The sequence below is a fragment of the Arthrobacter sp. JB02-1C genome, assembly GCF_057748045.1.
This window is the reverse complement of the sequence record NZ_CM173235.1, coordinates 246,588-270,421: the sequence shown is the minus strand read 5'-3', so window position 1 is coordinate 270,421 and position 23,834 is coordinate 246,588. Positions and strand designations below refer to the sequence as shown.

Genomic DNA, 23,834 nt, shown 5'->3' with positions numbered 1-23,834 from the left:
GATTCACCTGGTGTTGGCGGCCGGACTCCGGCCGCCAACACGAACAGGCGCTAGGCACTAGTATTAGTTCCTGAATCTGCAATTTCACCAATCCAAAGCCCCCCAAGTAGACTTGCTGAAGTTTCGGCCGCGACAAGCGCGGGCGAAGGGCAAGTCATTTGAAAACGTTCTAGGAGGAACCTGTGGCAAAGGCAAAGTTCGAGCGGACTAAGCCGCACGTTAACATCGGTACCATTGGTCACGTTGACCACGGTAAGACGACGCTGACGGCCGCCATTTCCAAGGTGCTGTACGACAAGTACCCTGCTCTCAACGAGAAGCGTGACTTCGCGTCGATTGACTCTGCTCCCGAAGAGCGTCAGCGCGGCATTACCATCAACATCTCCCACGTTGAGTACCAGACCGAGAAGCGCCACTACGCCCACGTAGACGCCCCCGGTCACGCTGACTACATCAAGAACATGATCACCGGTGCTGCCCAGATGGACGGCGCGATCCTCGTGGTTGCTGCAACCGACGGCCCGATGGCCCAGACCCGTGAGCACGTTCTGCTCGCCCGCCAGGTTGGCGTTCCCTACCTGCTGGTCGCGCTGAACAAGGCTGACATGGTTGACGACGAGGAACTCCTCGACCTGGTCGAAATGGAAGTTCGTGAGCTGCTCAGCTCGCAGGGCTTCGACGGCGACAACGCCCCGGTGGTTCGCGTTTCCGGCCTGAAGGCCCTGGAAGGCGACCCGGAATGGGTCAAGTCCGTCGAGGACCTCATGGAAGCCGTCGACGAGTCCGTTCCGGACCCGGTACGCGACCGTGACAAGCCCTTCCTGATGCCGATCGAAGACGTCTTCACGATCACCGGCCGCGGCACCGTTGTTACCGGCCGCGCCGAGCGTGGAACCCTCGCCATCAACTCCGAGGTCGAGATCGTCGGCATCCGCCCGGTCCAGAAGACCACGGTTACCGGTATCGAGATGTTCCACAAGCAGCTCGACGAAGCATGGGCCGGCGAGAACTGTGGCCTGCTGCTCCGCGGTCTGAAGCGCGACGATGTCGAGCGTGGCCAGGTTGTCGTCAAGCCGGGTTCCATCACCCCGCACACCGACTTCGAGGCCAACGTCTACATCCTCTCCAAGGACGAAGGCGGACGTCACAACCCGTTCTACTCCAACTACCGCCCGCAGTTCTACTTCCGCACCACGGACGTGACCGGCGTTATCACCCTGCCGGAAGGCACGGAAATGGTCATGCCCGGTGACAACACCGAAATGACCGTCGCGCTGATCCAGCCGATCGCCATGGAAGAGGGCCTCGGCTTCGCTATCCGCGAAGGCGGCCGCACCGTTGGTTCGGGACGCGTTACCAAGATCATCAAGTAACCACTTGCTGATCCCTGCTTGAACCGCCGATCGTCGGCCGCACGCCGGCCCCCGAGAGGTGAGGAACAGCCCCGCTGCACAGCAGCGGGGCTGTTCCTTTTAACTCCCTGCTACCGTGGCAGGAACAGAAAGGAGTCCGGCATGGAGTGGATCATCATCCTCCTGCTCATCGTCGCCGTGGTAGCGGCCGGCGGATGGGCGAAAAAGCATTTCCGGCATGAAATAGAGCGTGCCAGGCGGATCAACCGGGCGAACAAGAACCAGTAGTGCCAGCCGCCGGCCCGGGTCAGGACCGTCTGGCCCGGCTGAGCGCCTGGTACCAGTAGAAGGATTGCTTCGGGGTCCGCTCCTGGGTTTCGAAGTCGACGTGGACCAGGCCGAACCGCTGGGAGTAGCCGGCCGCCCATTCGAAGTTGTCCATCAGGGTCCAGACGTAGTAGCCCAGCAGCTCGACGTCGTCCGCGATGCCGCCGGGGGCGGTGGCCGCCAGCGCCTGGCCGAGGTGGTGGGCGAGATAGCTGATTCTGCCCGTATCCGGAATCGGGCCGCTCACGTGGTCCGGTTCCGGGAAACTGGCGCCGCTCTCGGTGATGTACAGCGGCGGCAGGGCAGCGCCGTAGCGGTCCTTCAGTTCGCGGAGCAGCGGACCCAGGTGGCCGGGGGCGACCGGCCAGCCGAAGCCCGTGGTCTCATATTCCGGGAAGGCCGCCAGATGAAAGGGCAGCCGGACCATGGCGTCGGCAGAGCCCACCGGGCTGTCGGCGGGCCCGCGCCCGGTGGCCACCTTCACGGGGTAGTAGTAGTTGACACCGTAGAAATCCAGCGGCTGGTGGATGGTTTGCAGGTCCGCCTCGGCGATTTTTCCCATCGCCCGGAACCAGGGCCGTGCCAGCAGCGGTGGCCGGGGATACCGGCCCAGCAGGATCGGATCAGCGTAGATACGGTTCAGGGCAAGGTCGAACACCCTGGCCAGCAGGCGGTCGGTCAGCGAGCCGGTGGCCGGCCGCACCGGGGAGTGCAGGTTCGTGACTCCCACCCCGCCCGTCACCCCCGCCGCCCGGAGCGCCTGGACCGCGAGGCCGTGGGCGAGGAGCTGGTGGTGGACCGAGGGCAGGGCATCGAAGAGCAGGTCCTTTCCCGGCGCGTGCACCCCCAGGGCATAGCCGTTGAGAGTTACCGAAGCCGGTTCGTTCAGCGTGACCCACTGGGCCACCCGGTCGCCGAAGCGGGCACCGGCCGCGGCGCTGTAGGCGGCGAACCGTTCCGCCGTCGCCCGGTTCATCCAGCCGCCCTGCTGTTCAAGCGGCAGCGGAGTGTCCCAGTGATAGAGGGTCGCCATCGGGGCGATCCCTGCCTCGAGGAGCCGGTCGATCAGCCGGTCGTAAAAGTCGAGCCCTTCAGGGTTGAACGCGCCGGTGCCATCGGGCTGGATCCGCGGCCAGGAAATCGAGAAACGGTAGGAGTCGATGCCAAGGTCCTGCATCAGCCTGACGTCGTCGTCAAACCGGTGGTAGTGGTCGCAGGCAATGGCGGGGGAGTGGCCGTCGAGGATGCTCCCCGGCCTTTCGGCAAAGGCATCCCAACCCGATGGTCCGCGGCCGCCGGCCGTAAGGGCGCCTTCAATCTGGAAGGCGGCGGACGCGACGCCCAGCAGGAAGCCGGGGCGCAGCATCGCCGCAAGGGTTCGGACTGCCGGAACGTCCTGCAGGGTCATTCCCCTATCTTCGTATCGGCCATTGCGCAAGGCAATGACCCGCGCGGGCCCCCTCGCGGCCGGCGGGAGGGGCTGATTCGCTTCTGCCGATTAATTCCGGCATACTAGATGAGTTGTTCAAGCGCTCTTTCGTGTCCCGATCCGGATAATGCCGGGTGTCAGGGTCCAAGTAAGAGCCCAAACATAACCCACATCCCAAGGAATTGCGGACGAGTACGCGCGGAAAGCGCGACACGCCCGACCGCGGGGGTCGGTTTGCGCCGGCAGGTTGAGGAACCCGGATCACTTCGGATTCAGCTTGTGCGGCGGGTGGTAGTTACGACTTCAAATGCTTCGGCAGCCGCACAACAGGTAAGTGAACAGGGCAGCCCTAACCAGGGGAAGCACAGACTGAAAGAGAGTCAGGCGACATGGCGGGACAAAAAATCCGCATCCGGCTGAAGTCATACGACCACGAGGTCATTGACGTTTCAGCACGGAAGATCGTTGAGACGGTCACGCGCGCAGGCGCAACTGTAGTTGGCCCCGTGCCGCTGCCGACGGAGAAGAACGTTTACTGCGTAATCCGCTCTCCGCACAAGTACAAGGACAGCCGCGAGCACTTTGAAATGCGCACGCACAAGCGTCTTATCGACATCATCGATCCCACGCCCAAGGCTGTTGATTCGCTCATGCGTCTCGACCTGCCGGCCGACGTGAACATCGAAATCAAGCTGTAGGGAGGTGCTGAGAGACTATGACCGCAACCCGTAACGTAAAGGGCCTGCTGGGCACGAAGCTCGGCATGACCCAGGTCTGGGACGAGAACAACAAGCTCATCCCCGTCACTGTGGTCCAGGCTGACTCAAACGTCATCACTCAGCTGCGCAACGCAGAGACTGATGGCTACGTCGCCGTTCAGATCGGCTACGGCCAGATCGACCCCCGCAAGGTCACCAAGCCGCTGGCTGGTCACTTTGAAAAGGCAGGCGTCACGCCTCGCCGCCACGTCGTAGAACTGCGCACTGCAGATGCTGACTCTTACGAGCTGGGCCAGGAGCTCTCCGTAGAGCTCTTCGAAGCCGGCCAGAAGATCGACGTCGTTGGCACCACCAAGGGTAAGGGCTTCGCCGGTGTTATGAAGCGTCACGGCTTCCACGGCGTTGGAGCCTCCCACGGTGCCCACAAGAACCACCGTAAGCCCGGTTCAATCGGTGGCGCATCCACCCCGAGCCGCGTCTTCAAGGGCATGAAAATGGCCGGCCGCATGGGCGCCGTTCGTCACACCACGCTGAACCTCACGGTCCACGCGGTTGACGTCGAGAAGTCGCTGCTCCTGATCAAGGGTGCCGTCCCCGGCGCCCGCGGCCAGGTCGTACTCGTACGCACCGCCGTGAAGGGAGCCTAGTTCAATGACTAGCACTGTCAAGGTTGACCTGCCTGCAGAGATCTTCGACGTACAGACCAACGTGCCGCTGCTGCACCAGGTCGTCGTTGCACAGCTCGCTGCTGCACGCCAGGGTACCCACAAGACCAAGACCCGCGCCGAGGTTTCCGGTGCCGGTCGCAAGCCGTTCAAGCAGAAGGGCACCGGCCGCGCCCGTCAGGGTTCCATCCGTGCTCCTCACATGACCGGTGGTGGCATCGTCCACGGCCCGACGCCGCGTGACTACAGCCAGCGGACCCCCAAGAAGATGATTGCTGCTGCCCTGCGCGGCGCACTCTCCGACCGCGCCCGTAACGGCCGCATCCACGTCGTTGCTGAACTGGTTGCCGGCACCAAGCCGTCCTCCCGCGAAGCACTGGCTACGCTGCGTGGCGTCTCCGAGCGCAAGAACCTGCTCGTTGTCATCGACCGCGCGAACGATGTTGCTGCACTCTCCGTGCGCAACCTCCAGGATGTTCACGTTCTGTACGCAGACCAGCTGAACACGTACGACGTGCTCGTTTCCGACGACGTAGTCTTCACCAAGGCTGCCTACGAAGCATTCGTTGCTGACAAGGCTGCAAAGAACGAGGAGGATGCCAAGTGAGTGCAGCCACCATCAAAGACCCGCGCGACGTCGTGCTTGCACCCGTCGTCTCGGAAAAGAGCTACGGCCTGATCGACGAGGGCAAGTACACCTTCCTGGTGGACCCCCGCGCCAACAAGACCGAGATCAAGCTGGCCGTGGAGAAGATTTTCTCCGTCAAGGTCGAATCGATCAACACCATCAACCGTGCCGGTAAGCGCAAGCGGACCAAATTCGGATGGGGCACCCGCAAGAGCACCAAGCGTGCCATTGTGAGCCTCAAAGAAGGCACTATCGACATCTTCGGCGGTCCGCTCTCGTAGCGGAGACCACTTTAACGAGGAAATAAATCATGGGAATCCGTAAATACAAGCCGACTACCCCGGGCCGTCGCGGCTCGAGCGTAGCGGACTTCACCGAGATCACGCGGTCGACGCCGGAAAAGTCGTTGGTACGTCCCCTCCCGAAAAAGGGTGGCCGTAACAACACCGGTAAGATCACGACCCGTCACAAGGGTGGTGGCCACAAGCGCCAGTACCGTCTGATCGACTTCCGTCGCCACGACAAAGACGGCGTCAACGCCCGCGTTGCCGAAATCGAGTACGATCCGAACCGCACGGCTCGCATCGCGCTCCTGCACTACGTTGATGGCACCAAGCGTTACATCATCGCGCCGAACAAGCTGGTCCAGGGTGACACCGTGGAAGCGGGTGCCGAGGCTGACATCAAGCCCGGCAACAACCTTCCGCTGCGCAACATCCCGGTCGGTACCGTAATCCACGCAGTCGAACTGCGCCCGGGTGGCGGCGCCAAGATGGGCCGCTCCGCCGGCGCATCGATCCAGCTCGTCGCAAAGGAAGGCCGATTCGCCCAGCTGCGTCTGCCTTCCGGCGAAATCCGCAACGTTGACGTGCGCTGCCGCGCAACCGTCGGCGAGGTCGGCAACGCCGAGCAGTCGAACATCAACTGGGGCAAGGCCGGCCGTATGCGCTGGAAGGGCGTCCGCCCGACCGTCCGTGGTGTCGCCATGAACCCGGTCGACCACCCGCACGGTGGTGGCGAGGGTAAGACGTCCGGTGGACGTCACCCCGTCAACCCCAACGGCAAGCGCGAAGGCCGCACCCGCCGTCCCAACAAAGAGAGCGACAAGCTTATTGTTCGTCGCCGTCGTACTGGCAAGAACAAGCGATAGGAGCCTGGACACATGCCACGCAGCCTGAAAAAAGGTCCTTTCGTTGACCAGCACCTCTTTGTGAAGGTGGACAGGGAAAACGAAAAGGGCACCAAGAACGTCATTAAGACCTGGTCTCGCCGTTCGATGATCATCCCCGACATGCTCGGGCACACGATCGCCGTGCACGACGGACGCAAGCACATTCCGGTGTTTGTCACCGAGTCGATGGTCGGGCACAAGCTCGGCGAATTCGCTCCCACGCGGACTTTCCGCGGCCATGTCAAGGACGACCGTAAGGGCAAGCGCCGCTAGGCGCCTGCACCTACGTCAAAGACGAGAGAAGGAAAGCAATGGAAGCCAAGGCAATTGCGCGTCACATCCGCGTAACGCCTATGAAGGCCCGGCGCGTCGTCAACCTTGTTCGTGGTAAGCAAGCGAACGAGGCTCTGGCAATTCTGAAGTTTGCCCCGCAGGCAGCTTCTGAGCCGGTATTCAAGGTAGTTCAGTCGGCAATCTCCAACGCCCGGGTCCTCGCGGACCGCGACGGCGTGGCGTTTGACGAAGGTGACCTCATCATCAGCGAAGCGTTTGTTGATGAAGGCCCGACCATGAAGCGGTTCCAGCCGCGCGCCCAGGGTCGTGCATTTCAGATCAAGAAGCGCACGAGCCACATCACCGTGGTAGTCGCTACCCCGGAGAAAGAGGAGGCTCGCTAAGTGGGACAGAAAGTTAACCCGCACGGGTTCCGACTCGGCATCACCACCGATCACGTATCGCACTGGTTTGCCGACAGCACCAAGGCCGGCCAGCGGTACAAGGACTTCGTTCGCGAAGACATCCGCATCCGCCAGCTCATGTCCACGGGCATGGAGCGCGCCGGCATCGCCAAGGTTGAGATCGAGCGCACCCGCGACCGCGTCCGCGTGGATATCCACACGGCACGTCCGGGCATCGTGATCGGCCGCCGCGGCGCCGAGGCAGACCGTATCCGCGGCGAGCTCGAAAAGCTCACCGGCAAGCAGGTCCAGCTGAACATCCTCGAGGTCAAGAACCCCGAGCAGGAAGCCCAGCTTGTTGCCCAGGGTGTTGCCGAGCAGCTGACTTCCCGCGTGGCCTTCCGCCGTGCGATGAAGAAGGCCATGCAGTCCGCGCAGCGCGCCGGTGCCAAGGGCATCCGGATCGCTTGCTCCGGTCGACTGGGCGGCGCAGAAATGTCCCGCTCGGAGTTCTACCGCGAAGGCCGTGTGCCCCTGCACACCCTGCGCGCGAACATCGACTACGGCTTCTACGAGGCCAAGACCACCTTCGGCCGCATCGGCGTGAAGGTCTGGATCTACAAGGGTGACGTCACCGCCAAGGAACTGGCCCAGCAGGCAGCTGCTGCTCCGTCCCGCGGCCGCGCCGGCGATCGTCCGGGACGCCCGGGTGGCGCCGACCGTGGTGACCGTCGTCGTCGTAACGACCGTCCGGCAGCGGAGGCAGCTCCGGCCGCCGAAGCTCCGGCAGTTGAGGCTGCACGTGCTGCAGTAGAAGGAGGACAGGCTTAAATGCTTATCCCACGTCGAGTCAAGCACCGTAAGCAGCACCACCCGGGTCGTTCCGGCGCTGCCACGGGCGGCACCGAGGTCTCGTTCGGTGAGTGGGGTATCCAGGCTCTGAGCCCGGCCTACGTCACCAACCGTCAGATCGAATCTGCCCGTATCGCGATGACCCGCCACATCAAGCGTGGCGGAAAGGTCTGGATCAACATCTACCCGGACCGCCCGCTGACGAAGAAGCCGGCCGAAACCCGCATGGGTTCCGGTAAGGGTTCTCCGGAATGGTGGATCTCAAACGTCAAGCCGGGCCGGGTTCTCTTCGAACTCTCCGGTGTCAGTGAAGAGGTAGCTCGCGAGGCCCTGCGCCTGGCAATCCACAAGCTGCCGTTGAAGGCACGCATTGTGCGTCGCGAAGGTGGTGAGTAGAAATGGCAGTAGGGTCGAAGGATCTCGCACCCGCACAGCTGGACGGTTTCGACAACGAGCGTCTCGTTGAAGAACTCCGCAAGTCCAAGGAAGAGCTGTTCAACCTGCGTTTCCAGTCCGCCACCGGCCAGCTGGAGAACCACGGTCGTCTGCGCGCGGTCAAGAAGGACATCGCACGCATCTACACCGTTCTCCGTGAGCGCGAGCTGGGCATTCGTGCCGAGGTTGCCGCACCGGTTGTGGAAGCCAAGGAAGAAAAGAAGTCCAAGAAGGCTGCAACCAAGAAGGCTGACAAGGCTGAAACGGTTGAAACCGAGGAGGATGCCAAGTGAGTGAAAAGGACGAGAACGTGACGGAAACTGTTTCCGGCGCAGCCAAGGCTGACGAGCGCGGTTACCGTAAGACGAAGCGCGGCTACGTCGTCTCGGACAAGATGGAAAAGACCATTGTTGTCCAGGTCGAAGACCGCGTGAAGCACGCCCTCTACGGCAAGGTCATCCGCCGCAACACGAAAATCAAGGCTCACGACGAAGAGAACACCGCCGGCATCGGCGACCTCGTTCTCCTCGCGGAGACCCGCCCGCTGTCCGCTACCAAGCGGTGGCGTCTGGTGGAGATCCTCGAGAAGGCCAAGTAACACCAGCAACTCCGCGTCGGCGGCGGTTGTGCCGAAACCCCCGTTCCCTCCTGGGAGCGGGGGTTTCCTCGTTTCCCCGGAAGGGTGTGATATGGGGATCCGGCGGAATCGTGCTAAGATTTTGAGTTTGTATGGCGCCGTTCGTGCGTCATCGTCAACCTCGTAAACAATCGTGCCACGGCATAGTGCCCCCTCGCGCCTCGCGCGGCCGGGATGCAACTGTTGTTGGCACGGGCGTTTAGGCCTGGTCTGGCAAAATCCAGGCAGGTCAAGAGACACCCCGATCAACCGTTCCGCAAGGCTCATTCCGTAGGAAGATTTTCGGTCTGAGAACCGGCGCGACGCAAGGAGTAAATAGTGATTCAGCAGGAGTCGCGACTCAAGGTTGCCGACAACACGGGTGCTAAGGAAATCCTTACCATTCGCGTTCTCGGTGGCTCTGGCCGTCGCTACGCAGGCATTGGCGACGTGATCGTCGCTACCGTCAAGGACGCAATTCCGGGCGGCAACGTAAAGAAGGGCGACGTCGTTAAGGCGGTCATCGTCCGTACCAAGAAGGAACGCCGCCGTGCGGATGGTTCCTACATCAAGTTTGACGAGAACGCAGCCGTCATCCTGAAGAACGACGGGGACCCCCGCGGTACCCGTATCTTCGGACCGGTTGGTCGCGAACTTCGTGACAAGAAGTTCATGAAGATCGTTTCTCTGGCTCCGGAGGTGCTCTAGTCCATGGCTAAGATCAAAAAGGGTGACCTCGTTCAGGTCATCACTGGCGCCAAGGCTGAGCGCGGCGGCGACAAGGGCAAGCAGGGCAAGGTTCTGCGCGTCTTCCCCGAAACCAACCGCGTGTTGGTCGAAGGCATTAACCGCGTAACCAAGCACACCAAGGTCGGTCAGTCGCAGCGCGGCACCAAGACCGGTGGCATCGAGGTCGTCGAGGCTTCGATCCACATCTCCAACGTGGCCCTGGTTGACCCCTCCACCAAGAAGCCCACCCGCGTCGGTTTCCGCACCGAGACCGTTGAGCGCGATGGCGTGAAGCGTGAAGTGCGCGTCCGCGTGGCCAAGAGCTCAGGGAAGGACATCTAATGACTGAGACTCTCGAGACTCCGGCAAGCAAGATCGTTCCTCGTCTGAAGACCAAGTACGCCGATTCCATCAAGAACTCGCTGACTGAGGAATTCAAGTACCAGAACGTCAACCAGGTTCCCCGCCTGGTGAAGGTCGTTGTGAACATGGGTGTTGGAGATGCCGCTAAGGACTCCAAGCTGATCGACGGCGCTGTCCGCGATCTGACCCTGATCACCGGCCAGAAGCCGCAGGTAACCAAGGCCCGCAAGTCGATCGCACAGTTCAAGCTGCGCGAAGGCATGCCGATCGGTGCCCACGCAACCCTGCGTGGCGACCGCATGTGGGAATTCCTGGACCGTCTGGTCACGCTGGCTCTGCCGCGTATCCGCGACTTCCGGGGCCTCAGCGGCAAGCAGTTCGACGGCAACGGCAACTACACCTTCGGTCTGACCGAGCAGGTTATGTTCCACGAGATCGACCAGGATTCCATCGACCGCGTCCGCGGCATGGACATCACCGTCGTGACCACTGCCAAGACCGACGACGAAGGCCGTGCGCTGCTCAAGGCGCTTGGCTTCCCGTTCAAGACCGAAGATTAATCTAGCTACGTAAAAGGTCCGGCCGCCGGGTATTGAACCACGGCGGCGGAAACCGTTATGAGGAAGGGCAAGAGCCCACCATGACCATGACAGATCCTGTCGCAGATATGCTCACGCGTCTGCGCAATGCAAACTCGGCATACCACGAATCCGTGTCTATGCCTTACAGCAAGCTCAAGGCACGCGTTGCTGACATCCTGAAGGCAGAAGGCTACATCGCCTCCTGGAAGGAAGAAGACGCGGAGGTCGGCAAGAAGCTGACCCTCGAGCTCAAGTTCGGTCCGAACCGCGAGCGTTCCATCGCTGGCGTTCGTCGTATTTCCAAGCCGGGTCTCCGCGTTTACGCGAAGTCCACCAACCTGCCGCACGTGCTCGGTGGCCTGGGTGTCGCAATCCTGTCCACCTCTTCCGGCCTCCTGACTGACAAGCAGGCCGGCAAGAAGGGCGTGGGCGGCGAAGTCCTCGCTTACGTCTGGTAACGGGAAAGGAAGAGAATAATGTCACGTATTGGACGTCTCCCCATCACCGTTCCTGCCGGCGTTGAGGTCAAGGTTGACGGCTCTGTCGTCAGCGTCAAGGGTTCCAAAGGCGAGCTGAGCCACACTGTGGCCAGCCCGATCGAGGTCTCCCTGGAAGATGGCACCCTGACTGTCGCCCGCCCGAACGACGAGCGCGCCTCCCGTTCGCTGCATGGCCTGACCCGCACCCTGATCGCCAACATGATCCAGGGCGTTACCGCAGGCTACGAGAAGAAGCTTGAGATTGTCGGTACCGGTTACCGCGTCCAGGCCAAGGGTTCTGACCTGGAGTTCGCTCTGGGCTACAGCCACCCGGTCAACGTCTCGGCTCCGAACGGCATCACCTTTGCAGTTGAGACCCCGACCAAGCTCTCTGTTTCAGGTATTTCCAAGCAGCAGGTCGGCGAGGTTGCTGCCAACATTCGCAAGCTGCGGAAGCCGGACCCCTATAAGGGCAAGGGCATCCGCTACGCCGGCGAAGTCATCCGCCGCAAGGTCGGAAAGGCTGGTAAGTAACCATGGCCATCGCAATTAACAAGAAGCGTTCGAACAAGAGCAAGTCTGCCCAGCGCAGCCGCCGCCAGCTTCGTATCCGCAAGCGCATTTCCGGTACGGCTGTACGCCCGCGTCTGGTCGTCAACCGTTCGGCCCGCCACGTATTCGTCCAGGTTGTCGATGACACCAAGGGCCTGACCGTGGCGAGCGCGTCCACCCTGGAAGCCGACCTTCGTGCATTCGAGGGTGACAAGACCGCCAAGGCCAAACGCGTTGGCGAGCTCGTCGCCGAGCGTGCCAAGGCTGCCGGCATCGAAGCTGTTGTCTTCGACCGCGGTGGTAACAAGTACCACGGCCGGATCGCCGCCGTCGCCGACGGCGCACGTGAAGGTGGGCTTGCACTGTGACCGAAAATAACGAAAAGGACATTCAGGTGACTGAAGCTGTAGCTGCTCCGGCAACCGGAACCGCTGCGCCTGCTACCACTGACGACCGCCGCGGCGGTGCCCGTCGTGGCGAGCGTGGCGACCGCGGCCAGGGCCGTGGCGACCGTGGTGGCCGTGGTGGCCGCGACGGCGGCCGCGAAGCCGAGAAAAACCAGTTCGTAGAGCGCGTCGTAACCATCAACCGTGTTTCCAAGGTCGTCAAGGGTGGTCGTCGCTTCAGCTTCACCGCCCTCGTCGTCGTCGGTGACGGCAACGGTATGGTCGGCGTCGGCTACGGCAAGGCGAAGGAAGTTCCCGCAGCCATCGCGAAGGGCGTTGAAGAGGCCAAGAAGTCCTTCTTCCGCGTTCCCCGCGTCGGCGGCACCATCCCGCACCGTGTTCAGGGTGAAGCCGCCGCAGGCGTTGTCATGCTGCGTCCGGCTTCCGCCGGTACCGGTGTTATCGCCGGCGGTCCGGTCCGTGCAGTACTGGAGTGCGTCGGTATCCACGACATCCTCTCCAAGTCGCTCGGTTCCTCGAACGCCATCAACATCGTTCACGCGACCGTTGATGCGCTGAAGCGCCTCGAAGAGCCGGCAGCAGTGGCAGCACGCCGCGGCCTCCCGCTCGATGAGATCGCCCCGCCGGCACTGGTGAAGGCCCTCATGAACCAGAAGGCAGGTGTCTGAGTCATGGCTAAGAACCTGATTCCCTCCGACGCCACGTTGGAGATCACTCAGATCAAGTCCGTCATTGGCGGCAAGCAGAACCAGCGCGATACCCTGCGGTCCCTCGGTCTGAAGCGGATCGGGCACACTGTTGTCCGCACCGCCGACGCCGTGACCGTTGGCATGCTCAACACGGTTCCGCACCTGGTACAGGTAGAGGAGGCGAAGTAAATGGCAGAGAAGAACACCGCCGAGAAGGCACAGGGCGCCGCTGCTGAGAAGCAGAACGCACTGAAGGTGCACCACCTGCGTCCCGCCCCGGGTGCCAAGACCACCAAGACCCGCGTCGGTCGTGGTGAAGGTTCCAAGGGTAAGACCGCTGGCCGCGGTACCAAGGGTACGAAGGCCCGCTACCAGATCAAGGCTGGCTTTGCCGGCGGCCAGCTGCCGCTGCACATGCGCCTGCCGAAGCTGCGCGGCTTCAAGAACCCGTTCCGGGTTGAGTACCAGGTGGTAAACCTGGACAAGCTCAACGAGCTGTTCCCGGAAGGTGGCGCAGTCACCGTGGAGAACCTGGTCGAAAAGGGTGCCGTTCGCAAGAACCAGCCCGTCAAGGTGCTGGGCACCGGCGACATCACCGTCAAGGTTGACGTCACCGTCCACGCATTCTCGGCCAGCGCCGCAGAAAAGATTGCTGCAGCGGGCGGAAGCACCACCGCGCTCTAGGGAGCCGGTGGGGCAGTTGCCTCGTTGTGAAACTCCCGGCACCGTGGGCTCAGGCCCCGGTGCCGGGAGTTTTTTCATTTTCCCGGCGCCGAATTGTTCGCCGGGCGCATCCACCCGTTAGACTCGGTTGTTGGGTTTATCTGACCTGGCTCACAAGACATTACTTATCCCTCAGGAGGACGCTTGCTTAGCGCATTTGGCCGGGCCTTTCGCACGCCTGATCTGCGACGCAAGTTGTTGTTCACGCTGGCAATCATCACCATCTTCCGCTTGGGTGCGTTCATCCCCTCGCCTGGGGTGAGCTACCAGAATGTCCAGCAATGCTTGCAGAATGGTCAGACCACGGGCGGGATCTACCAGCTCGTCAACCTGTTCAGCGGCGGTGCCCTGCTGCAGGTCTCCATCTTCGCGCTCGGGATCATGCCGTACATCACGTCCAGCATCATCGTGCAGCTGCTCCGGGTGGTCATTCCCCGGTTCCAGCAGCTTTACGAAGAGGGCGCCTCGGGCCAGTCCAAGCTGACCCAGTACACCCGGTACCTCACCATCGCCCTCGGTCTGCTCAACGCCACGACGCTGGTGTCGCTGGCGCGTTCCGGACAGCTGCTGCCCAACTGCCAGCTGCCGATCATTCCGGACGCCAGTATTGTCACCACCATCCTGATCGTCATCACCCTGACGGCCGGCACCGGCCTGATCATGTGGATGGGCGAACTGGTCACGGAAAAGGGCGTGGGCAACGGTATGTCCTTGCTCATCTTCACCTCCATCGCCGCCGGGTTCCCCGCCTCGCTGGGAGCGATCTGGAAGGCCCAGGGCCCGGGCACGTTCTTCATGGTGCTCGTCATCGGGCTGCTGACCGTCGCGCTGGTGGTCTTCGTCGAGCAGTCCCAGCGCCGCATTCCGGTGCAGTATGCCAAGCGCATGATTGGCCGCCGCACCGTGGGCGGCACCAGCACCTACATCCCCATCAAGGTGAACATGGCCGGCGTCGTGCCCGTCATCTTTGCCTCCTCGATGCTGTACCTGCCGGGCCTGATCGCGCAGTTCAACCAGCCCAAGCCGGGGGAGTCGATGGCCCCCTGGGTGGAGTGGATCAACAACAACCTGACCCGCGGCGACCACCCCATCTACATGGCCCTCTACTTCGCCATGATCGTCTTCTTCACGTACTTCTATGTCGCGATAACTTTCAACCCCGAGGAAGTTTCTGACAACATGAAGAAGTACGGTGGCTTCATTCCGGGTATCCGTGCCGGCAAGCCGACCGCAGACTACCTGCAGTACGTGCTGTCCCGGATCACCCTCCCCGGCGCGGTCTACCTGGGCCTCGTTGCCCTGATCCCGCTGATCGCCTTGGTCCTGATCAACGCCAACCAGAACTTCCCGTTCGGTGGCACCTCGATCCTGATCATGGTGGGCGTAGGTTTGGAGACCGTCAAGCAGATTGATGCGCAGCTACAGCAGCGTCACTACGAAGGGCTTTTGCGATGACGAGAATGTTGATTATCGGACCTCCCGGTTCGGGCAAAGGGACACAGGCGGAACGCATTTCGGAGCGCCTCGGCGTCGTGGCGATCTCCACCGGTGATATCTTCCGGGCCAATGTCAAGGGTGAGACGCCGCTCGGCATCGAAGCCAAGAAGTACATGGATGCCGGCGACTTCGTCCCGGACAGCGTGACCAACAAGATGGTCCGTGACCGCCTCACCGAGGACGACGTCGAGCCGGGCTTCCTGCTCGACGGCTACCCCCGCACCACCGCGCAGGTCGACTACCTGGACGCGATCCTCGCCGACGGAGAGCAGAAGCTCGACGTCGTCCTGCAGCTCACCGCCGACGACGAGGAACTCGTCAAGCGGCTGCTGGGCCGCGCCCGGGAGACGGGCCGCAGCGATGACAACGAAGCCGTGATCCGCCACCGGCTGGATTTGTACCACGGCCAGACCGAGGCCGTGGTCGCGAAGTATGCCGAGCGCGGCATCCTCACCCGGGTCGACGGGATCGGTGGCATCGACGAGGTCACCGACCGGGTCATGCAAGCCATCAAAGCGGCGCAGTCCGCCTAGGCCCGTGCACCATCTGAGGCTCCTCCCGCAGTGCCGGGAGGGGCCTCAGGCATTTATCCGCCCAGACCCCGCCCGGGCCGGGCAGCCCCACCGAAAGGACGCTGAGGATGGCATTCGGCCAGACCCGCATTGAGTACAAAACGAACGCCCAGATGCGCACCATGCGCGACGCAGGGCTGGTCCTTAGCCGCGCCCTCGACGCCGCCGTAGCGGCCGCCGTTCCGGGGGCCACCACCCGCGACCTGGACGCCGTGTTCGCCGGGGTGCTGCAGGACGCCGGCGCGAAATCGAACTTCCTGGGCTACTACGGCTTCCCGGCCACCATCTGCACCTCGGTGAACGAAGAAGTGGTGCATGGAATCCCGGGCGACCGCGTCCTGGCCGACGGCGACATCATTTCAATCGACGGCGGAGCGATCGTCGAGGGCTGGCACTCCGACTCGGCACGGACCGTGATTGTCGGAACAGCCGATCCGGAAGACCAGCGGCTCTCCGACGTCACGGAGGCGGCCATGTGGCACGGCATCGCCGCGCTGGCGACCGGCAAGTTCGTGGGCGACATCGGCAACGCCGTGGACGACTACGTTTCCTCGGTGCCCGGCAAGCCGCTGGGCATCCTGGAGGACTACGTGGGCCACGGGATCGGCTCCGAGATGCACATGGCCCCGGACGTGCTGAACTACCGGACGAGCCACCGCGGGCCGAAAATCCGTCCGGGCCTGTGCCTGGCGATCGAACCGATGCTGGTCCGCGGCAGCATCGAGACCGCCGTGCTCGACGATGACTGGACGGTCATCACCACCGACGGCAAGCGGGCCTGCCAGTGGGAGCACTCCGTGGCGGTGCACGAAAAGGGCATCTGGGTGCTGTCCGCGCCCGACGGGGGAGCAGCAAAGCTGGCTCCCCTCGGCGTCGTGCCCGTCCCGATTCCCTGAGTCGACGCGACCCAGCGGCGCGCACGACGCGCATAACCTCGCGTGATACGACGAATCCCTGGCGACGCTGGGATACCAGCGTCGCCATCGATTCGTCGTATCACCAGGCAGGGAGCGGAGCGTCAGCTCTTGAGCTTGGGCTTCACGTCCTTGGTGTAGATGCCCTCGAGCGTGGTCTTCAGCTCGGTCATGGTTGCCTTGACGTCGCCTTGCTGCGTGAGGATCTTCGCCGCGGACTTGGCCATTTCCTGGTCCGCGCCCGGCAGGAACACCCGGGCGTTGTCCTGCACCCGGGTCACTGCAAGCTGGTCCATGGCGGTCTTGATCTGCGGCGTCTTCGCCAGCACCGCGCCCATGTCAGCGGACAGCCGGGTAGGCATGTAGCCGGTGGCAGCGGAGAATTCCGCGGTGCTCTCCGGTTCGGTCATAAACTTCAGGAACGTCGCGGCAGCGAGCTGGACTTCCTTGCTGACCCCGCTCGGGATGCCCAGTCCGGCGCCGCCGGTAGGGCAGACGCCGCTTTCGTTCTTCGGGCCGCCGGGGAGGAACCCTACGCCGACGTTGAACTTGGCCGACTTCAGCACGCCCAGCAGCGAACCGGTGGAGGAGATGGTGGTGGAGGTGATGCCGGCGGCGAAATCGTCGGCGGCTTCTTTCGACGAGACACCGGCCCACTTGTCCTTGTAGATGGAGTCCTGCGCCCACTGCAGGGCTGCCACGGACTCGGTGGAGTCACAGGTGATGTCCCAGCCGTTGGACCAGCTGCCGCCCCAGCCCCAGAGGTTGTTCTGCAGCGTCCAGCCGGCGTAGCCGGCCAGGGCGGGGTAGATGTAGGCGTACTGTGCGCCGGAGGTGGCTTTCAGCTTGGGCGCCCACTCGCCGAATTCCTGCCAGGTTTTCGGCGCGCGGTCCGGCAGGCCGGCCGCCTTGAAGTGGTCCTTGTTGTAGTAGAAAAGCGGGGTGGAACGGCCGTAGGGCAGCGCCCACTGTTTGTCCGCGTACTTGTAGTCGGCGACGAGCGACTTCTGGAAATCGTCCATCTTGATGTCCAACTGCTTGATCAGCCCGTCCAGGGGGACGATGTTGCCGTTGGTGTAGTAGCGGAACCACCACACATCGGACAGCACGACGAGGCCGGGCAGGTCCGACTTGGCCGCCTGCGAGGTCTGGAATTTCTGCGCGATTTCCTCGTAGTTGGCGCCCGCGGTCACCAGGTTGACCTTGATCTCGGGGTGCTTTGCCTGGAACTTCTCGATGACCGCTTTTTCCACGTCCTGAGACTTGCCCGGGTGGCTGGTCCAGAAGTCGAAGGATGCTGCCGGCTTGACGCCGCTGAAGTCGATGTCGGCTGCGCCGGACGCGGCGGTGGTGCCGCCGGTGGACGGGCCGCCGCATGCGGCCAAGGCCGCAGCGCCTGCGCCTGCGCCTGCCAGGCCCAGGAAACGTCGCCGGTCAAAGTTTGGTGCCATGGTGGATCCTCTCAAAGGGTAATGACTCGTGATGCTGAATGGTGTGTGCGGTAAAGGGGAGGCTTAGCCGGTGACGCTTCCCTGCGTCAGGCCTGCCACGATGTAGCGCTGCAGGGCGGCGAAGACCAGCAGGATCGGGAGGATGACCAGCACGGCGCCGGCCATCAGGATGCCCCAGCCGGCGCCGTTGCTTTCGGAGTTCTGCAGCAGCGTCAATCCGACCGGAAGGGTCATCGTTTCGGGCCGGTCAGTGATGATGAGGGGCCAGATGTAGTCGTTCCATTCGCTCACCACGGTGACCAGGGCAACGGTGGCGATGGAGGGAACGGAGACCGGAACGACCACCTGCCACAGCCGGCGCCAGTGCCCGGCGCCGTCGATCTCCGCCGCTTCCAGGATGGAGCCGGGCAGCGTCATGAAGTGCTGGCGCAAGAGGAAGGTGCCAAAGGCCGTGCCGAGACCGGGGAGGATGATGCCCCACAGGGTGTTCTTCCCGCCCATGCCGGCGATCAGGATGTAGTTGGGCAGGATGGAGACCTGCGGCGGCACCATCAACGCGACCAGGATGATGATGAAGATGGCGTTCTTGAAGGGGAAGCGGACAAAAACCAGGGCGTAGGCGGTCAGGATGGCCAGAATCACCTTCACGGTAGCGCCGACACTGGTCACGATCAGGCTGTTCAGGAAGAACCGGCCGAACGGCACTGTGGTCATGGCGGCCCGGTAGTTGTCGAGGTTGACGCTTTCGGGCAGGATTTTCAGGTCCATCGTGATGATTTCGCCGGGCTGTTTGAAGGAGCTCAGCACCATCCACAGCAGGGGAAGCACCACCACGAGCGTGGCGAGGATGAGCGGGAGGTAGCCGCCGGCGATGGTCTGCACCAGGTTGGCGCGGGACAGCGGGCGGGGCCGCCGCTGCGGTTCCGGCAGGGCGGGGGCGGTTCCGGATGCCGTGGCTGGATCGGGGCTGACCGGGGAGAGCGTGCTCATGAGTAGTGCACCTTCCGCTCGACGAACCGTACCTGCAGCACGGTGATGACCAGGAGGATGGCGAACAGCACCACGGAGATGGAAGCCGAGTAGCCCGCGCGGTTGAAGGCGCCGAAGGCCTGAAGATAAGCCTCGTAGATCAGCGTGCTGGTGCCGTTGCCCAGCGGCGTCATGATCCGGATCAGGTCGAAGGCCTGCAGGGAACTGAGCATGGTGGTGATCAGCAGGAAGAACGTCGTGGGGGAGAGCAGCGGGACCGACATGCTGAAGAAGCGGCGGAATCCGTTGGCGCCGTCCAGCGCCGCGGCCTCCATGACATCCTGGGGCAGCGACTGGAGACCCGCCAGGTACACGACGGCGCAGTAGCCGAGGTTTTTCCAGACGTAGACGATGATGACCATGACCAGGGACAGCTGTGGGTCGTTAATCCATTGCGGGCTCTGCTGGCCGATCCCGCGGAGCAGCCAGGAAAGCACCCCGTATCCGGGATCGAAGATGAACAGCCACACCAGCCCGACGCCGACGCCGCTCAGTACGTAGGGTGCGAACACCGCGGACCTGGCAAACGTGGTGCCCCGCACTTTGGAGTTCAGGGCGAGGGCCACGAGCATGCCGAGCAGCATCGAGCCGCCGACGGTGATGAGCGTGAAGACGGCGGTGGTTCCCAGCACTTTCGGGGCGTCGGCGCTGGTGAAGAAGGTGACGTAGTTCTCCAGGCCGACCACGGTGGCCGAGGCGGACCCCAAGGTCCAGTCCAGCGTGGAGTAATACATGTTGTTGATCAGCGGTAGGTAGGTGAACACCGCGATCAGGGCCAGGTTCGGCAGGGCCAGGGCAAGGAAGACGAGGAAATCCCGGCGGCTGCGGGCCGACCAGCGTGCCCTGCGCCGGTCCGGGGCGACAGCCGCGGCCGTGGGCGCCGGACTGTCAGCGAGTTGTCGTGTCATGGGTGGTCTCTTACGGATCCGGGCCTGCCAATGACAGGCAATTGGGCGGAGGATCAACATCACTTCACCACACCGGTAAAGCCCGGAATCCTGCACAAGGCCTTGTCAGAGCTTTGTTATGCAAGGTTTCCCTGCCCGTTTACCCCCTTGTTGGTTGCAGTATTCCACAACGTCTGGATACGGACCGGGAAGCCGCGGAAACCAATTGGCGCACCCGCGTGGCGCACAATGGACCCATGACAGCAATCACGGACGTGCCCGGGATCCGGGTCGGCCATAGTTACAGGACCGGCGAAGGCTGGCTCAGCGGCGTTACCGTGGTTCTGCCCCCGCCCGGCACAGTCGGAAGTGTCGACGTCCGCGGCGGCGGCCCGGGCACGCACGAGACAGACGCACTCGACCCCACCACGCTGACCACCGCCGTCGACGCCGTCGTCCTCACCGGCGGCAGCGCCTTCGGGCTCGCCGCGGCCCACGGCGCGCAGCGCTGGTGTGAGGAAAACGTCCGTGGGTTCGCCGTTGCCGGGGGAGTAGTCCCGATCGTGCCGGCGGCGGCCATTTTCGACCTGGGCCGGGGTGGAAACTTCGCCGCCCGCCCCGACGACGCCATGGGCTACGCGGCCGCCGCGGATGCCGCCTCGCGCGCGGACGGGCACGACGTCGAACGCGGCAACGTCGGCGCCGGCACCGGCGCGCTGATCGGCCGGGGCACCTACAAGGGCGGAATCGGCACCGCCTCGATCACGCTCGACATCGGAGTGGTCGTGGGAGCGATAGCGGTAGTCAACGCACTCGGACTGCCCTTTGGCACATCGCCGGCACGGGTGGAACCCGGCAGCGTGCGTCTAAGCGACGAAGGAGCGAGCACGCCGAGGGTTGCGCCCGCGGCGGCGGAAGCCGCGCCGGATCCGGATCCGGAGCCGGGGCCGCCAGCCGGACCGCCTCCCGCGCTCAACACAACCCTCGTCGTCGTCGCGACCAACGCCATCCTGGACAAAGCCGAGTGCAAGCGGACGGCGTCTGCAGCCCATGCCGGCCTGGCGCGGGCCCTGAACCCGAGCCACACCCTGGCGGATGGGGACACGGTCTTCTGCCTCGCCACCGGGGCCGTCGCACTGGACCGCAGTACCGAGGCTGCCCGCCAGCTGAGCCTGATTTCCCTGCAGAGCGCGGCGGCCGACGTCGTCCGGCTGGCCATCCTGGATGGCGTCGCCGCTGCGGCCGCCGTGGAGACTCCGGCGGGGCGCTTTAGTGCATACGGGGACGGAGTGCGCTAGCATGGCTGGATTTAACATTCAGCCCGCGATGCCGTAGTGTTGTCTGTTGGTTGTCTGCCCCGGTGTGCCCTTTTGTGGCCCGTCGGCTGCAGCCAAGAAATCAAAAACGTCCACAGCAGTCTCCGGCGCGAGCCGTAGGGGGCTGTGGCAACAACAGTTAGCGGAGGGTATGGCCAAGAAGGACGGGGTCATTGAGATCGAGGGCGTTGTGACTGAGGCGCTGCCCAATGCGATGTTTCGCGTTGAGCTGACGAACAAGCACATCGTTCTGGCACACATCTCTGGAAAGATGCGTCAGCACTACATCAGGATTCTCCCTGAGGACCGCGTAGTGGTGGAGCTGAGCCCTTACGACCTGACACGTGGTCGTATCGTCTACCGCTACAAGTAAACACTGGGCGGCCCGGGCATCAGCCAGGAGCCGCTCCAGCTGACCAACTGCAACACGCAAAGGAACGCCATGAAGGTCAAGCCGAGCGTTAAGCAGATCTGCGAAAAGTGCAAAGTGATCCGCCGTAATGGCCGGGTCATGGTGATCTGCGAGAACCCGCGCCACAAGCAGCGCCAGGGCTAATTCCCGTCAGGGAATCCCTGGGTTGCTAACCCACGCAAGTAAATAAAAGGCAGCACAAGCTGATCTGGGACATTGAGCAGGAACGAGTCCGGACAGCTAACCCCCGGTCGGAGGCTGGGGCCGCGCAGAACGCGCGGGTGTACTGCCTACGACCTCCGGCTTATACAAGGAGCACTGCCTCTATGGCTCGTCTCGCTGGCGTAGACATTCCCCGCGAAAAGCGGTTGGAAATTGCGCTTACCTACATCTACGGCGTGGGCAAGACCCGTGCACACGAAACCCTGGCTGCCACCGGCATCAGCGCGGACATTCGGGTCAAGGACCTGTCCGACGCCGAGCTCGTCCAGCTGCGTGACTACATCGAGGGCAACTACAAGGTTGAGGGTGACCTTCGCCGCGAAGTAGCCGCTGACATCCGCCGCAAGGTTGAGATCGGCAGCTATGAAGGTATCCGCCACCGCAAGGGCCTGCCAGTGCGTGGACAGCGCACCAAGACGAACGCACGTACCCGCAAGGGTCCGAAGCGCACCGTCGCAGGCAAGAAGAAGACCCGCTAGACCCCACTTGCTCCCTAAATCGCTGGCGCGATTCCAGGGAACCCGCAAGGTGGGCCTCGCTAACGGTCTTTCCCCAATAACTTTTCTGTAGGAGAAAAAATGCCCCCGAAGACTCGTGGCGCGGTTCGCAAGCCGCGTAAGAAGGACAAGAAGAATATCGCGCTGGGCCAGGCGCACATCAAGAGCACTTTTAACAACACCATCGTTTCCATCACGGATCCGAACGGTGCTGTCATCTCCTGGGCTTCCTCCGGTGAGGTTGGCTTCAAGGGCTCCCGCAAGTCCACCCCGTTCGCTGCCCAGATGGCCGCCGAAGCCGCCGCCAAGCGTGCCCAGGAGCACGGCATGCGCAAGGTTGACGTGTTCGTCAAGGGACCGGGTTCCGGACGCGAAACCGCCATCCGTTCGCTGCAGGCCGCTGGCCTCGAGGTGGGATCCATCCAGGATGTGACCCCCAGCGCGCACAACGGCTGCCGCCCGCCGAAGCGCCGCCGCGTCTAAGGTTTTGCCGGAGCTTGCCCGGACCCTCACCGGTCCGGGCAAGCCCAGCCGCGTTAAGCCTTCAGACCGATCTTTCCACCACCTGTGTTGCGTCATATAGCGGATGCTCGCCGAAAGGAAACCTAAGTGCTCATTGCACAGCGCCCCACCCTCTCCGAAGAGGTCGTCTCCGAAAACCGCTCGCGTTTCATCATTGAACCGCTGGAACCGGGCTTCGGATACACCCTCGGAAACTCCCTCCGCCGTACCCTGCTCTCTTCCATTCCCGGTGCGTCTGTAACCAGCATCCGGATCGATGGCGTGCTGCACGAGTTCACCACGGTTCCGGGTGTCAAGGAGGATGTCACCGAGATCATCCTGAACATCAAGAACCTGTCGGTCTCCTCCGAGCACGACGAGCCGGTTGTTGCATACCTGCGCAAGCAGGGCCCGGGAGTCGTCACCGCCGCGGACATTGCTCCGCCGGCCGGCGTCGAATTCCACAACCCGGATCTGCACATCGCCACGCTGAACTCGAAGGGCAAGTTCGAACTCGAACTGACCATCGAGCGCGGCCGTGGCTACGTTTCGGCAGCTCAGAACAAGTCCGGCGACTCCGAGATCGGCCGCATCCCGGTCGACTCGATCTACTCGCCGGTGCTGAAGGTTACTTTCCGCGTGGAAGCCACCCGTGTTGAGCAGCGCACCGACTTCGACAAGCTCATTGTCGACGTCGAGACCAAGCAGGCCATCGCACCGCGTGACGCGGTCGCTTCGGCCGGTACCACCCTGGTGGAACTGTTCGGTCTGGCCCGCGAGCTGAACACCGCAGCTGAAGGTATCGAGATTGGCCCGTCGCCGACGGACGCTGCCCTGGCAGCAGACATGGCACTGCCGATCGAGGATCTGGACCTCACGGTCCGTTCCTACAACTGCCTCAAGCGTGAGGGCATCCACAGCGTGGGTGAACTCGTTGCCCGCTCCGAGGCTGACCTGATGGACATCCGTAACTTCGGTGCGAAGTCCATCGATGAGGTCAAGGCAAAGCTCGTCGAGCTGGGTCTGTCCCTCAAGGACTCCCCTCCCGGTTTCGACCTTGCAGCCCGTGCCGCAGCCATCGAAGAGGACGACGCCGCGTTCAGCGACGACGAGCTCTAAAACAGATCTTGGCCGGCAGGCCG

The 23,834-nt window shown here is 63.1% G+C and carries 35 protein-coding genes; 31 read left to right on the top strand and 4 right to left on the bottom strand.

Annotated elements, in window-relative coordinates:
* Positions 1-182: 182 nt before the first annotated feature.
* Complete coding sequence (gene tuf, locus AC3ANP_RS01300) at positions 183-1,373, top strand: elongation factor Tu (protein WP_488331568.1); 1,191 nt, start codon at positions 183-185, stop codon at positions 1,371-1,373.
* A 141-nt stretch (positions 1,374-1,514) separates the two neighbouring features.
* Positions 1,515-1,640 carry a hypothetical protein gene (locus AC3ANP_RS01295; RefSeq protein ID WP_488331567.1) on the top strand — a complete coding sequence of 42 codons (126 nt, stop codon included), beginning with the start codon at positions 1,515-1,517 and terminating at the stop codon, positions 1,638-1,640.
* A 19-nt stretch (positions 1,641-1,659) separates the two neighbouring features.
* Here AC3ANP_RS01295 and AC3ANP_RS01290 read toward each other — a convergent pair whose 3' ends face one another.
* Entirely contained in the window at positions 1,660-3,087 is a 1,428-nt protein-coding gene (locus AC3ANP_RS01290; RefSeq protein WP_488331566.1) for a GH1 family beta-glucosidase, read from the bottom strand.
* A 410-nt stretch (positions 3,088-3,497) separates the two neighbouring features.
* Between AC3ANP_RS01290 and rpsJ the strand changes: the two genes are divergently transcribed.
* The 23 genes from rpsJ to map all read left to right on the top strand — a co-directional run bounded on the left by rpsJ (position 3,498) and on the right by map (position 16,359).
* Complete coding sequence (gene rpsJ, locus AC3ANP_RS01285) at positions 3,498-3,806, top strand: 30S ribosomal protein S10 (RefSeq protein WP_003803825.1); 309 nt, start codon at positions 3,498-3,500, stop codon at positions 3,804-3,806.
* 17 nt (positions 3,807-3,823) lie between these two features.
* Positions 3,824-4,474, top strand: a complete 651-nt coding sequence (rplC, locus tag AC3ANP_RS01280) for a 50S ribosomal protein L3 (RefSeq protein ID WP_003803812.1) — start codon at positions 3,824-3,826, stop codon at positions 4,472-4,474.
* Between the two features lie 4 nt (positions 4,475-4,478).
* Complete coding sequence (rplD, locus tag AC3ANP_RS01275) at positions 4,479-5,099, top strand: 50S ribosomal protein L4 (RefSeq protein ID WP_138768569.1); 621 nt, start codon at positions 4,479-4,481, stop codon at positions 5,097-5,099.
* Positions 5,096-5,401, top strand: a complete 306-nt coding sequence (gene rplW, locus AC3ANP_RS01270) for a 50S ribosomal protein L23 (RefSeq protein ID WP_488331565.1) — start codon at positions 5,096-5,098, stop codon at positions 5,399-5,401. The genes rplD and rplW overlap by 4 nt, the downstream gene beginning before the upstream one ends.
* A 29-nt stretch (positions 5,402-5,430) precedes the next feature.
* The gene (rplB, locus tag AC3ANP_RS01265) at positions 5,431-6,270 is read left to right on the top strand and encodes a 50S ribosomal protein L2 (protein ID WP_488331564.1); all 840 of its coding nucleotides are present in this window, start codon (positions 5,431-5,433) and stop codon (positions 6,268-6,270) included.
* 12 nt (positions 6,271-6,282) lie between these two features.
* Positions 6,283-6,564 (top strand): 30S ribosomal protein S19, encoded by a 282-nt coding sequence (rpsS, locus tag AC3ANP_RS01260; RefSeq protein ID WP_011692805.1) that lies wholly within the window; start codon positions 6,283-6,285, stop codon positions 6,562-6,564.
* Positions 6,565-6,602: 38 nt separating this feature from the next.
* Positions 6,603-6,968, top strand: a complete 366-nt coding sequence (rplV, locus tag AC3ANP_RS01255; protein ID WP_003803798.1) for a 50S ribosomal protein L22 — start codon at positions 6,603-6,605, stop codon at positions 6,966-6,968.
* The gene (rpsC, locus tag AC3ANP_RS01250) at positions 6,969-7,799 is read left to right on the top strand and encodes a 30S ribosomal protein S3 (protein WP_488331563.1); all 831 of its coding nucleotides are present in this window, start codon (positions 6,969-6,971) and stop codon (positions 7,797-7,799) included.
* Positions 7,800-8,216 carry a 50S ribosomal protein L16 gene (gene rplP, locus AC3ANP_RS01245; RefSeq protein ID WP_354233920.1) on the top strand — a complete coding sequence of 139 codons (417 nt, stop codon included), beginning with the start codon at positions 7,800-7,802 and terminating at the stop codon, positions 8,214-8,216. It begins immediately after the preceding gene.
* Between the two features lie 2 nt (positions 8,217-8,218).
* Positions 8,219-8,548, top strand: coding sequence for a 50S ribosomal protein L29 (gene rpmC, locus AC3ANP_RS01240; protein ID WP_056737810.1), 330 nt, complete (start codon positions 8,219-8,221; stop codon positions 8,546-8,548).
* Entirely contained in the window at positions 8,545-8,853 is a 309-nt protein-coding gene (rpsQ, locus tag AC3ANP_RS01235) for a 30S ribosomal protein S17 (protein WP_011692801.1), read from the top strand. The genes rpmC and rpsQ overlap by 4 nt, the downstream gene beginning before the upstream one ends.
* 357 nt (positions 8,854-9,210) lie before the next feature.
* Positions 9,211-9,579 carry a 50S ribosomal protein L14 gene (gene rplN, locus AC3ANP_RS01230; RefSeq protein WP_003803789.1) on the top strand — a complete coding sequence of 123 codons (369 nt, stop codon included), beginning with the start codon at positions 9,211-9,213 and terminating at the stop codon, positions 9,577-9,579.
* A gap of 3 nt (positions 9,580-9,582) precedes the next feature.
* A complete protein-coding gene (gene rplX, locus AC3ANP_RS01225; protein WP_024366125.1) occupies positions 9,583-9,942 on the top strand; it encodes a 50S ribosomal protein L24 in 360 nt (119 codons plus the stop codon).
* Positions 9,942-10,523 carry a 50S ribosomal protein L5 gene (rplE, locus tag AC3ANP_RS01220; RefSeq protein ID WP_091563108.1) on the top strand — a complete coding sequence of 194 codons (582 nt, stop codon included), beginning with the start codon at positions 9,942-9,944 and terminating at the stop codon, positions 10,521-10,523. The genes rplX and rplE overlap by 1 nt, the downstream gene beginning before the upstream one ends.
* 80 nt (positions 10,524-10,603) lie before the next feature.
* Positions 10,604-11,002 (top strand): 30S ribosomal protein S8, encoded by a 399-nt coding sequence (gene rpsH / locus AC3ANP_RS01215; RefSeq protein WP_024366123.1) that lies wholly within the window; start codon positions 10,604-10,606, stop codon positions 11,000-11,002.
* Positions 11,003-11,020: 18 nt separating this feature from the next.
* Entirely contained in the window at positions 11,021-11,557 is a 537-nt protein-coding gene (gene rplF / locus AC3ANP_RS01210) for a 50S ribosomal protein L6 (RefSeq protein WP_011692797.1), read from the top strand.
* 2 nt (positions 11,558-11,559) lie between these two features.
* Complete coding sequence (gene rplR / locus AC3ANP_RS01205) at positions 11,560-11,943, top strand: 50S ribosomal protein L18 (RefSeq protein ID WP_488331562.1); 384 nt, start codon at positions 11,560-11,562, stop codon at positions 11,941-11,943.
* A gap of 26 nt (positions 11,944-11,969) precedes the next feature.
* Positions 11,970-12,650: a 30S ribosomal protein S5 gene (rpsE, locus tag AC3ANP_RS01200; protein ID WP_488331561.1), complete on the top strand. Its 681-nt coding sequence runs from the start codon at positions 11,970-11,972 to the stop codon at positions 12,648-12,650.
* 3 nt (positions 12,651-12,653) lie between these two features.
* A complete protein-coding gene (gene rpmD / locus AC3ANP_RS01195; RefSeq protein WP_488331560.1) occupies positions 12,654-12,860 on the top strand; it encodes a 50S ribosomal protein L30 in 207 nt (68 codons plus the stop codon).
* The gene (gene rplO / locus AC3ANP_RS01190) at positions 12,861-13,355 is read left to right on the top strand and encodes a 50S ribosomal protein L15 (RefSeq protein ID WP_488331559.1); all 495 of its coding nucleotides are present in this window, start codon (positions 12,861-12,863) and stop codon (positions 13,353-13,355) included. It abuts the gene before it with no gap.
* Positions 13,356-13,538: 183 nt separating this feature from the next.
* A complete protein-coding gene (gene secY, locus AC3ANP_RS01185; RefSeq protein ID WP_488331558.1) occupies positions 13,539-14,849 on the top strand; it encodes a preprotein translocase subunit SecY in 1,311 nt (436 codons plus the stop codon).
* A 5-nt stretch (positions 14,850-14,854) separates the two neighbouring features.
* A complete protein-coding gene (locus AC3ANP_RS01180) occupies positions 14,855-15,424 on the top strand; it encodes an adenylate kinase (RefSeq protein ID WP_488333119.1) in 570 nt (189 codons plus the stop codon).
* A gap of 107 nt (positions 15,425-15,531) precedes the next feature.
* Positions 15,532-16,359: a type I methionyl aminopeptidase gene (map, locus tag AC3ANP_RS01175; RefSeq protein ID WP_488331557.1), complete on the top strand. Its 828-nt coding sequence runs from the start codon at positions 15,532-15,534 to the stop codon at positions 16,357-16,359.
* Positions 16,360-16,481: 122 nt separating this feature from the next.
* Here map and AC3ANP_RS01170 read toward each other — a convergent pair whose 3' ends face one another.
* The 3 genes from AC3ANP_RS01170 to AC3ANP_RS01160 form a co-directional block, all read right to left on the bottom strand.
* Positions 16,482-17,828: an ABC transporter substrate-binding protein gene (locus AC3ANP_RS01170; protein ID WP_488331556.1), complete on the bottom strand. Its 1,347-nt coding sequence runs from the start codon at positions 17,826-17,828 to the stop codon at positions 16,482-16,484.
* A 63-nt stretch (positions 17,829-17,891) separates the two neighbouring features.
* Complete coding sequence (locus tag AC3ANP_RS01165; RefSeq protein ID WP_488331555.1) at positions 17,892-18,818, bottom strand: carbohydrate ABC transporter permease; 927 nt, start codon at positions 18,816-18,818, stop codon at positions 17,892-17,894.
* The gene (locus AC3ANP_RS01160; RefSeq protein WP_488331554.1) at positions 18,815-19,765 is read right to left on the bottom strand and encodes a carbohydrate ABC transporter permease; all 951 of its coding nucleotides are present in this window, start codon (positions 19,763-19,765) and stop codon (positions 18,815-18,817) included. Before AC3ANP_RS01160 ends, AC3ANP_RS01165 begins: the two co-directional genes overlap by 4 nt.
* 236 nt (positions 19,766-20,001) lie before the next feature.
* Here AC3ANP_RS01160 and AC3ANP_RS01155 point away from each other — a divergent pair, with 236 nt between their 5' ends.
* The 6 genes from AC3ANP_RS01155 to AC3ANP_RS01130 all read left to right on the top strand — a co-directional run bounded on the left by AC3ANP_RS01155 (position 20,002) and on the right by AC3ANP_RS01130 (position 23,811).
* On the top strand, positions 20,002-21,042 hold the full coding sequence (locus tag AC3ANP_RS01155) for a P1 family peptidase (protein WP_488331553.1): 1,041 nt from the start codon (positions 20,002-20,004) through the stop codon (positions 21,040-21,042).
* Positions 21,043-21,211: 169 nt separating this feature from the next.
* On the top strand, positions 21,212-21,433 hold the full coding sequence (infA, locus tag AC3ANP_RS01150; RefSeq protein WP_009358723.1) for a translation initiation factor IF-1: 222 nt from the start codon (positions 21,212-21,214) through the stop codon (positions 21,431-21,433).
* A gap of 69 nt (positions 21,434-21,502) precedes the next feature.
* Positions 21,503-21,616, top strand: coding sequence for a 50S ribosomal protein L36 (rpmJ, locus tag AC3ANP_RS01145; RefSeq protein WP_009358722.1), 114 nt, complete (start codon positions 21,503-21,505; stop codon positions 21,614-21,616).
* Between the two features lie 182 nt (positions 21,617-21,798).
* Positions 21,799-22,173, top strand: coding sequence for a 30S ribosomal protein S13 (gene rpsM, locus AC3ANP_RS01140; RefSeq protein ID WP_488331552.1), 375 nt, complete (start codon positions 21,799-21,801; stop codon positions 22,171-22,173).
* A 99-nt stretch (positions 22,174-22,272) separates the two neighbouring features.
* Positions 22,273-22,674 (top strand): 30S ribosomal protein S11, encoded by a 402-nt coding sequence (gene rpsK / locus AC3ANP_RS01135; protein ID WP_018773682.1) that lies wholly within the window; start codon positions 22,273-22,275, stop codon positions 22,672-22,674.
* 126 nt (positions 22,675-22,800) lie between these two features.
* On the top strand, positions 22,801-23,811 hold the full coding sequence (locus tag AC3ANP_RS01130; protein WP_488331551.1) for a DNA-directed RNA polymerase subunit alpha: 1,011 nt from the start codon (positions 22,801-22,803) through the stop codon (positions 23,809-23,811).
* The last annotated feature ends 23 nt before the right edge of the window (positions 23,812-23,834 follow it).

What these genes read in the sequence shown, in the direction of transcription:
- AC3ANP_RS01295 (WP_488331567.1), top strand. Translation starts at nt 1,515, where the DNA reads ATGGAGTGGATCATCATCCTCCTGCTCATCGTCGCCGTGGTAGCGGCC.
- AC3ANP_RS01290 (WP_488331566.1), bottom strand. Translation starts at nt 3,087, where the DNA reads ATGACCCTGCAGGACGTTCCGGCAGTCCGAACCCTTGCGGCGATGCTG.
- rpsJ (WP_003803825.1), top strand. Translation starts at nt 3,498, where the DNA reads ATGGCGGGACAAAAAATCCGCATCCGGCTGAAGTCATACGACCACGAG.
- rplC (WP_003803812.1), top strand. Translation starts at nt 3,824, where the DNA reads ATGACCGCAACCCGTAACGTAAAGGGCCTGCTGGGCACGAAGCTCGGC.
- rplD (WP_138768569.1), top strand. Translation starts at nt 4,479, where the DNA reads ATGACTAGCACTGTCAAGGTTGACCTGCCTGCAGAGATCTTCGACGTA.
- rplB (WP_488331564.1), top strand. Translation starts at nt 5,431, where the DNA reads ATGGGAATCCGTAAATACAAGCCGACTACCCCGGGCCGTCGCGGCTCG.
- rpsS (WP_011692805.1), top strand. Translation starts at nt 6,283, where the DNA reads ATGCCACGCAGCCTGAAAAAAGGTCCTTTCGTTGACCAGCACCTCTTT.
- rplV (WP_003803798.1), top strand. Translation starts at nt 6,603, where the DNA reads ATGGAAGCCAAGGCAATTGCGCGTCACATCCGCGTAACGCCTATGAAG.
- rplP (WP_354233920.1), top strand. Translation starts at nt 7,800, where the DNA reads ATGCTTATCCCACGTCGAGTCAAGCACCGTAAGCAGCACCACCCGGGT.
- rpmC (WP_056737810.1), top strand. Translation starts at nt 8,219, where the DNA reads ATGGCAGTAGGGTCGAAGGATCTCGCACCCGCACAGCTGGACGGTTTC.
- rplX (WP_024366125.1), top strand. Translation starts at nt 9,583, where the DNA reads ATGGCTAAGATCAAAAAGGGTGACCTCGTTCAGGTCATCACTGGCGCC.
- rplE (WP_091563108.1), top strand. Translation starts at nt 9,942, where the DNA reads ATGACTGAGACTCTCGAGACTCCGGCAAGCAAGATCGTTCCTCGTCTG.
- rpsH (WP_024366123.1), top strand. Translation starts at nt 10,604, where the DNA reads ATGACCATGACAGATCCTGTCGCAGATATGCTCACGCGTCTGCGCAAT.
- rplF (WP_011692797.1), top strand. Translation starts at nt 11,021, where the DNA reads ATGTCACGTATTGGACGTCTCCCCATCACCGTTCCTGCCGGCGTTGAG.
- rplR (WP_488331562.1), top strand. Translation starts at nt 11,560, where the DNA reads ATGGCCATCGCAATTAACAAGAAGCGTTCGAACAAGAGCAAGTCTGCC.
- rpmD (WP_488331560.1), top strand. Translation starts at nt 12,654, where the DNA reads ATGGCTAAGAACCTGATTCCCTCCGACGCCACGTTGGAGATCACTCAG.
- rplO (WP_488331559.1), top strand. Translation starts at nt 12,861, where the DNA reads ATGGCAGAGAAGAACACCGCCGAGAAGGCACAGGGCGCCGCTGCTGAG.
- AC3ANP_RS01180 (WP_488333119.1), top strand. Translation starts at nt 14,855, where the DNA reads ATGTTGATTATCGGACCTCCCGGTTCGGGCAAAGGGACACAGGCGGAA.
- map (WP_488331557.1), top strand. Translation starts at nt 15,532, where the DNA reads ATGGCATTCGGCCAGACCCGCATTGAGTACAAAACGAACGCCCAGATG.
- AC3ANP_RS01170 (WP_488331556.1), bottom strand. Translation starts at nt 17,828, where the DNA reads ATGGCACCAAACTTTGACCGGCGACGTTTCCTGGGCCTGGCAGGCGCA.
- AC3ANP_RS01165 (WP_488331555.1), bottom strand. Translation starts at nt 18,818, where the DNA reads ATGAGCACGCTCTCCCCGGTCAGCCCCGATCCAGCCACGGCATCCGGA.
- AC3ANP_RS01160 (WP_488331554.1), bottom strand. Translation starts at nt 19,765, where the DNA reads ATGACACGACAACTCGCTGACAGTCCGGCGCCCACGGCCGCGGCTGTC.
- AC3ANP_RS01155 (WP_488331553.1), top strand. Translation starts at nt 20,002, where the DNA reads ATGACAGCAATCACGGACGTGCCCGGGATCCGGGTCGGCCATAGTTAC.
- infA (WP_009358723.1), top strand. Translation starts at nt 21,212, where the DNA reads ATGGCCAAGAAGGACGGGGTCATTGAGATCGAGGGCGTTGTGACTGAG.
- rpmJ (WP_009358722.1), top strand. Translation starts at nt 21,503, where the DNA reads ATGAAGGTCAAGCCGAGCGTTAAGCAGATCTGCGAAAAGTGCAAAGTG.
- rpsM (WP_488331552.1), top strand. Translation starts at nt 21,799, where the DNA reads ATGGCTCGTCTCGCTGGCGTAGACATTCCCCGCGAAAAGCGGTTGGAA.
- rpsK (WP_018773682.1), top strand. Translation starts at nt 22,273, where the DNA reads ATGCCCCCGAAGACTCGTGGCGCGGTTCGCAAGCCGCGTAAGAAGGAC.